Annotated in this window: 5 protein-coding genes and 1 pseudogene; 1 reads left to right on the top strand and 5 read right to left on the bottom strand. The window is 72.4% G+C overall.

Annotation, left to right across the window (positions count from 1 at the left end; translation table 11 throughout):
* From GUY60_RS31755 to GUY60_RS31735, 5 genes and pseudogenes are all read right to left on the bottom strand, one after another.
* A pseudogene (locus GUY60_RS31755) lies at positions 1-1128 on the bottom strand (hypothetical protein); the annotation flags it as partial.
* Positions 1125-2030: an FAD binding domain-containing protein gene (locus tag GUY60_RS31750; protein ID WP_161704134.1), complete on the bottom strand. Its 906-nt coding sequence runs from the start codon at positions 2028-2030 to the stop codon at positions 1125-1127. The pseudogene GUY60_RS31755 and the gene GUY60_RS31750, both read right to left, overlap by 4 nt.
* A 346-nt stretch (positions 2031-2376) precedes the next feature.
* Positions 2377-4089, bottom strand: coding sequence for a beta-N-acetylhexosaminidase (locus GUY60_RS31745; protein ID WP_161704132.1), 1713 nt, complete (start codon positions 4087-4089; stop codon positions 2377-2379).
* A 228-nt stretch (positions 4090-4317) separates the two neighbouring features.
* Positions 4318-4626 carry a DUF3039 domain-containing protein gene (locus GUY60_RS31740; RefSeq protein WP_161704130.1) on the bottom strand — a complete coding sequence of 103 codons (309 nt, stop codon included), beginning with the start codon at positions 4624-4626 and terminating at the stop codon, positions 4318-4320.
* A gap of 63 nt (positions 4627-4689) precedes the next feature.
* Entirely contained in the window at positions 4690-5289 is a 600-nt protein-coding gene (locus GUY60_RS31735; protein ID WP_161704136.1) for a YqgE/AlgH family protein, read from the bottom strand.
* 264 nt (positions 5290-5553) lie between these two features.
* Here GUY60_RS31735 and murA point away from each other — a divergent pair, with 264 nt between their 5' ends.
* Positions 5554-6900, top strand: a complete 1347-nt coding sequence (gene murA, locus GUY60_RS31730; protein WP_161704128.1) for a UDP-N-acetylglucosamine 1-carboxyvinyltransferase — start codon at positions 5554-5556, stop codon at positions 6898-6900.
* The last annotated feature ends 134 nt before the right edge of the window (positions 6901-7034 follow it).

Here is a 7034-nt window from a genome sequence, read left to right as displayed (position 1 = left end):
GTCGGGGATGCCTTCGGGGGCACCCTCGGCGGCTACGGGGGCGTCCTCGGGGGTTACGGAGGCGGCCTCGGGGTTCCCGTCCCCGTCCCCGCCAGTCTCCGTAACCACGTCCTCGGCAGGCGCTTCGGTGACCGCTTCCACGGCAGCCGGCTCCACGTCGGCCACATCGGCCACGGGCTCGGCAACCTCGACCACCGGCTCAGCAACCGCCTCGACAACCGGCTCAGCAACCGCCTCGACCACGGGCTCAACCACAGGCTCAGTCACCGGCTCAACAGCAGGCTCAGGCACAACCTCAGCCACGGGCTCCGGCACCGGATCCGCCACCGGCTCAGGCGTGGCCCAAGGCGCCGCCGCCCCGCCAGGCAGCGTCGCCGGGGCCTCGCCGCCCCACTGCTCGATCAGCGCGGACTGGGTGAACTCGCCCGACTCGTCCGGGAGTTCACCCTGCTCCACGACGGGGATCGACCACTGGCCGGTGGTCACCCCGCTCTGCGCGGCCTCGTCGTACGCCGGGGCCGGGGTGTACCCCGAGGTGTCCTGCGGCGCGTACCCCGTGAAGTCCTGCCCGTGCTCGTACCCGAGAGGGCCCTGCTGCTGTCCGTACCCCGAGGGGTCCTGCGGCGCGTACCCGGAAGGGTCCTGCGGGGCGTAACCGCCGGGCTGCGGCGCCGAGTCGTACCCCTGGTGACCGGCGAAGGGGGCCTGCCCGTAAGGGGCTTCACCGTAAGGGGCCTGACCGTAGGGGTCCTGACCGTAGGGGTCAGGCGCGGCGGCGTCGGTGAAGGACCACTGGCCCGTCGGCTCGGGCACGGGCGGCGGCTGCGGCGCGTTCGGCTCGGGCCAGCTCACCGCCTCGGGCGCGGAGTCGATCGGCGGGACCAGGAACGCGCTGGTCGCCGACGGGTCCGTGGCCGCGCCTCCGGTGACGGAGATGTGCGGCGGGGCGTACCCGCCGGGGGCCGCGAGGGGGGTGCCGGTCTGGCCGCCCTCCTCGAAGTCGGCGAGCCCGAACCCCTCCGGGATGCGTACGAAAGCGGTGGCGTCGGCGTCGAACTCGCCCTGAGGAGTGGGCTGCCAGCCCCCGCCGTTGTCGACACCGCCCCCGGTGTTGTCGGTGTCGCTCACGACAGTGCCCTCCCCAGAGCGCGTCGGGCCAGGACGGCGACGGTGCGCCGCAGGTGCAGTACGGCGGGCGGCAGCTGTTCCGTGGTGCCGTCCGGTGTCTGGTCGGGAATGCAGGAGGCGGCGACGTAGTCACCGAAGGCGTGCAGGGCCTGCGGGTCGAGGGCGCGTTCGGCGTCCCAGTCGATCAGCGAGGCCACCCAGTTCTCCGCCTCGACGGGCCGCAGCGGCATGGGCGCGATGGCACCGACCGCGCAGCGCACCCCGCGTCGCGCCGGGTCGAGCACAAGGGCGACGGAGCAGGTGGCGCGGCCGGGCCCGGTGCGTCCGGTGGCCTTGAGGAAGACCTGCGGGGCGTGCAGCAGCGGCACCCGCACAAAGCCGATCAACTCCCCCGCGCGCAGCATCTCCATGCCCGCGAGCAGGTGCGAGACGGGCACCTCGCGGCGCGCGCCGCCGGGCCCCGCGATGATCAACGTGGCTTCCAGCGCGGCCAGTACGGGCAGCGAGTCGCCGGTCGGCGAGGCCGAGGCGATGTTGCCGCCGAGGGTGCCGGCGTTGCGGATCGTGGGCGGTCCCGCGGCGCGGGCGGCCGCGGCGAGCGCGGGGATCAGGGCGGCGAAGTCGGGGCGGCCCATGCGGGCGTGGGTGAGTCCGGCGCCGAGCAGGGCGTGGCCGTCCTGGTACTGCCAGCCGCGGATCTCGCTGATCCGGCCGAGGCCGACGAGGGCCGCGGGCCGCAACTGCCCGGAGTTGACCGAGGCCATGAGATCGGTGCCGCCCGCCACGGGCACTGCGGCGGGCATGGCGGCGAGTGCCGCCACCGCCTCGTCCAGCGTGGCAGGCGACTTCACCGCCTGTGCAGCCTGCGCCGCCTGCGGCGACTGCGGTGCTTGCGTGGCCAAACCGGCTGCCCCTTCCCTACGACCGAGCAAGTGAGCCAGGGTGTACCTACTGCGCCGTACGGTACGTGCTCACAGGCCGGACGTGGCAACTCTGGCACATCTTCCGGGCCTACCGACGCGGGGGTCCGCTAGGAGCAGTTTCTCCCCTTGGGTCGAGGTACGTCCGGTTTCCCATCTCCTCGCCGCTTCATGCCCGTTGCCGGTGTTCGGCGGTGCTTGCGCCTGTTGCTCCCCGCCGGTTTTCCGTCGGTTTTACGCCGCGTGCACGAGGCGTGCGCGGGGCGCGTTCCGGCGGGCGTCCACGCTCCCAGGGCCGCACCCCCGGGGCGTGCGGATGCCGTCCGCCTCACACGTTCGGGGGCGCTCCCTCGATCGGGCGTCCGAGCACTCCGGGTCGTCGCTGCCACGGGTGGGGGCCGCCGGGTGGCCGGTAGTCGACGCCGAGTGCGTCGAGCCGGGAGCGGTGTCCGTCGAGTCGGGCCTCGAACGCGGCGAAGTCCCGCTCGGCGGCGGCCGGCAGCTCGCTCCAGGCGACCTCGGAGAACGCGACGAGGCGCGGGAAGACCTGGTAGTCGACGCGCTCGCGGGTCTCCATCACCTCGGTCCACACGTTGGCCTGGGCGCCGAGCACGTGCCGGGCCTCCTCGGCGGTGAGCTGCGGCGGTACGGGCTCAAAGCGGTACACGTCCTCCAGGGTGCGGACGTATCCGATGGGCACCGGCTCGTCCGCGCCGCCGTGCTGCCGGTGGTCGAGATAGACCTGCTGCTCGGGGCACATGACGACGTCGTGCCCGGCGCGCGCGGCCGCGATGCCGCCCGCGTAGCCGCGCCAGGAGGAGACGGCGGCGCGCGATGAAAGGCCCGTGCGCAGCACGTCAGGCAGGGTGGTGGTGGGAGACGGGCGGGCGAGGCCGCCCTCAAGGATCTCGTCCCAGCCGATCAGGCGCCGCCCGCGCGCGGACAGCCAGCTGTCGAAGTGCCGGATGAACCAGGACTGCAGCTCGTCCTCGTCCTTCAGGCCGAGTTCGGCGATCCGGGCCTGTGCGGTGGGCGACCGCTTCCACTGGTCCTTGGGGCACTCGTCGCCGCCGATGTGCAGGAACGGCGAGGTGTCAGCCGGGAACAGGCCGAGCAGCTCCTCGAAGACCCCCTCGTAGAAGCGCAGCACGGCTTCGGTGGGGGCGAGGACGTTCGGGTTGACGCCCCAGGTGTCCCAGACGCCGAGTTCCGTGGTGTCGACGACGTCGGTGTTGCCGAGCTCCGGGTACGCGGCGATGGCGGCCTGCGAGTGGCCGGGAATGTCGATCTCGGGGACGACGCGGATGTGCCGCTCGCGGGCGTACGCGACGATCTCGCGGATGTCGTCCTGGGTGTAGAACCCGCCGTGCGGCCGGTCCTCCCACAGCGGCGAGGCGCGGTGCCCGTACTTGGTGCGCGGGCGCCAGGCGCCGACCTCGGTCAGCTTCGGGTGGCGCTTGATCTCGACGCGCCAGCCCTGGTCGTCGGTGAGGTGGAAGTGGAAGACGTTCAGCTTGTGCGCGGCGAGCAGGTCGAGCTGGCGGAGCACGTCGTCCTTGGGCCGGAAGTGCCGGGCCACGTCGAGCATCATGCCGCGCCAGCCGAACCGGGGCGCGTCCTCGACGACCACCTCGGGCACGGCCCACGCGTCCCGCCGGACGACGGGGGCGCGCCGGAACGCCTCGGGGCCGAGCAGTTGCCGCAGCGTCTGGGCGCCCCAGAACACCCCGGCCGCGGCGCCCCCTTCGACGCGGACGCCGCCTTGGCCGTCGACGAGCAGGCGGTACGCCTCGGGCGCGAGGTCCGGGTCGACGGTGAGGGAGATGCCCGGGGCGTCGGGGCTCGCGCCGGGGTCGAGCGGGAGTCCGGTGGCGGCGCCGACGGTGGCGCGCAGCCAGCGGGCCACGCCTTCGGTGCCGGGCCCGGCGTGCAGGGGCGTCGCGGAGTCGAGGGAGAACGGGCTGCCGCTGCCCCACCGCTGGTGCCGCGGCGCGGGGACGAGCGGAGGCAGCTCCGGGTGCGTCTCTGGGTGCGTCGTCATACGGGCGAGCCTGCCACGGCACCCCAATACGCAACGAGGCTCAATAAACGCACACGTACGCGACAAGGCGCCGGGAACGCGTGCGGCTCCGGTGCGCGTCGTGACGCGCACCGGAGCCGTGACCGCGAAGCCGACGCGGGGCGAGGCGCGGGGCACCGCGCGGGGCACCGCGCGGGGCACCGCGCGGGGCGTGGCACGGGCGAAGCCTCAACCCCCGTACGGGCAGGGCTACTTCTTGCCGCCCTTGCCGCCGCCGTCCTTGCCGCCGTCCTTGTCGCCACCGGCGCCCATGGACTCGTAGATCTCCTTGCACATGGGGCACACCGGGTACTTCTTCGGGTCGCGGCCGGGCACCCAGACCTTGCCGCAGAGCGCGACGACGGGCGTACCGTCGAGCGCGCTCGCCATGATCTTGTCCTTCTGGACGTAGTGGGCGTAGCGCTCGTGGTCGCCGTCTCCGTGCGACACCTGCGGCGTCGGCTCTACGAGGGTCCCCGTACCTGCCCCGCGCTCGGGCTCTGGCTCAAGAGTGCTCATAACTGCCAAGGGTACCCACGCTCCGGGCCCGCCGGGCAGCGCCCGCACACGGCCGCCCGCCGGTCAGTTGAGCGAGGGGTCGTCCGCGTACGTCGCGACCATCGCGAGTTCGCTGCGCTGGCGGCGGAGCACCGCGCGCCACAGCCGCTCGGGCACCGGCGACGACACGTCCCCCGGCTCGGACTCGACCACGTACCAGGCGCCGTCGGCCACTTCGCGCTCCAGCTGGCCGGGGCCCCAGCCCGCGTACCCGGCGAAGATCCGCAGCGAGCCGAGGGCGGCGGCGAGGAGTTCCGGCGGGGTCTCCAGGTCGACCAGGCCGATCGCGCCGTGCACCCGCCGGAAGCCGAGCGGGTCCCGGCTGCTGGTACGCGACGGGGAGCCCTCCGACGGTTCCTCCTCGCCGGGGATCACGCCGACGCCGAGCGCCGAGTCGAGGGAGACGGGGCCGCCCTGGAACACCACGCCGGGCTCACCGGCGAGGTCACCCCAGCCCTCCAGGATGTCGCCCACGTCGACCGGTGTGGGACGGTTCAGGACAACGCCGAGTGACCCCTCGTCGTCGTGGTCCAGGAGGAGCACGACGGAGCGGTCGAAGTTCGGGTCCGCCAGGACCGGTGTGGCGACGAGCAGCCGCCCTGTGAGCGAGGACACCTCGGTCATGGCAGACATGATCCCGCATCTTCGCCCTCGGTGGGGAGGCAACGGCCGGACGGGCGCCGTCGCAGCTCACAGCGCGCGGAAGCACGCCCCGCGCACATGTCCGGACCGCCCGATTCCAGTGACCGTATGCGCAGGAAAAGGCACGGTTCGTGTTGTGGCGAAGTCATGACGTCCAAGTACTGCCCTTGGCCTTACGGGAAGGGGGTAGACGCCCATTACCCTTGCCTCTTCGGCCCTGCCCACCTCACTCGGAACGCGAGATACATGACCGTCAACGGCAATGACGACGTACTGCTTGTCCACGGCGGAACTCCGCTGGAGGGCGAGATCCGTGTCCGCGGCGCGAAGAACCTCGTGCCCAAGGCCATGGTTGCCGCGCTGCTCGGCAGCGGCCCCAGCCGTCTGCGCAACGTCCCGGACATCCGTGACGTGCGGGTCGTGCGTGGTCTGCTGCAGCTGCACGGCGTGACCGTCCGTCCGGGCGAGGAGCCGGGTGAGCTGGTCCTCGACCCCTCGCACGTGGAGTCCGCCAACGTCGCGGACATCGACGCGCACGCGGGTTCGTCCCGTATCCCGATCCTGCTCTGCGGCCCGCTCCTGCACCGCATCGGCCATGCCTTCATCCCGGGCCTCGGCGGCTGCGACATCGGCGGCCGGCCGGTCGACTTCCACTTCGAGGTGCTCCGGCAGTTCGGCGCGACCATAGAGAAGCGTGAGGACGGCCAGTACCTGGAGGCCCCGCAGCGGCTGCGCGGCACCAAGATCGAGCTGCCGTACCCGTCGGTGGGCGCCACCGAGCAGGTGCTCCTGACCGCCGTCCTGGCGGAGGGTGTCACCGAGCTGTCCAACGCGGCGGTGGAGCCGGAGATCGAGGACCTCATCTGCGTACTGCAGAAGATGGGCGCGATCATCGCGATGGACACCGACCGGACCATCCGCGTCACCGGTGTCGACAAGCTCGGCGGCTACAACCACGCGGCGCTCCCGGACCGCCTGGAGGCGGCCTCCTGGGCGTCCGCGGCGCTGGCCACCGAGGGCAACATCTACGTCCGCGGCGCGCAGCAGCGCTCGATGATGACGTTCCTGAACACGTACCGGAAGGTCGGCGGCGCCTTCGAGATCGACGACGAGGGCATCCGGTTCTGGCACCCGGGCGGCCAGCTCAAGTCGATAGCCCTGGAGACGGACGTCCACCCCGGCTTCCAGACGGACTGGCAGCAGCCGCTGGTCGTGGCGCTCACCCAGGCGACGGGCCTGTCCATCGTCCACGAGACGGTGTACGAGTCCCGGCTCGGTTTCACGTCCGCGCTGAACCAGATGGGCGCGCACATCCAGCTGTACCGCGAGTGCCTCGGCGGCTCCGACTGCCGCTTCGGCCAGCGCAACTTCCTGCACTCCGCGGTGGTCTCGGGCCCGACGAAACTCCAGGGCGCGGACCTGGTCATCCCCGACCTGCGCGGCGGCTTCTCGTACCTGATCGCGGCCCTCGCGGCCCAGGGCACGTCCCGGGTGCACGGCATCGACCTGATCAACCGTGGCTACGAGAACTTCATGGAGAAGCTGGTGGAGCTGGGCGCGAAGGTGGAGCTGCCTGGCGGGGCCCTCGTTTAGTTCCTTGTTTGCCCGTACGCGTACGGGGCGGCACCTGAGGTCAGGTGCCGCCCCGTTTGCTTTTCCCCTGGCTGATGCTGCAGCCAAATTCAGCCCCTCCGGCGTTTGAGGAGCGGGGTCTGGGGCGGAGCCCC

The organism is Streptomyces boluensis, from assembly GCF_009908195.1.
In the GTDB taxonomy this organism is placed as follows: Bacteria; Actinomycetota; Actinomycetes; order Streptomycetales; family Streptomycetaceae; genus Streptomyces; species Streptomyces boluensis.
This window is presented reverse-complemented; position numbering and strand designations above follow the sequence as displayed.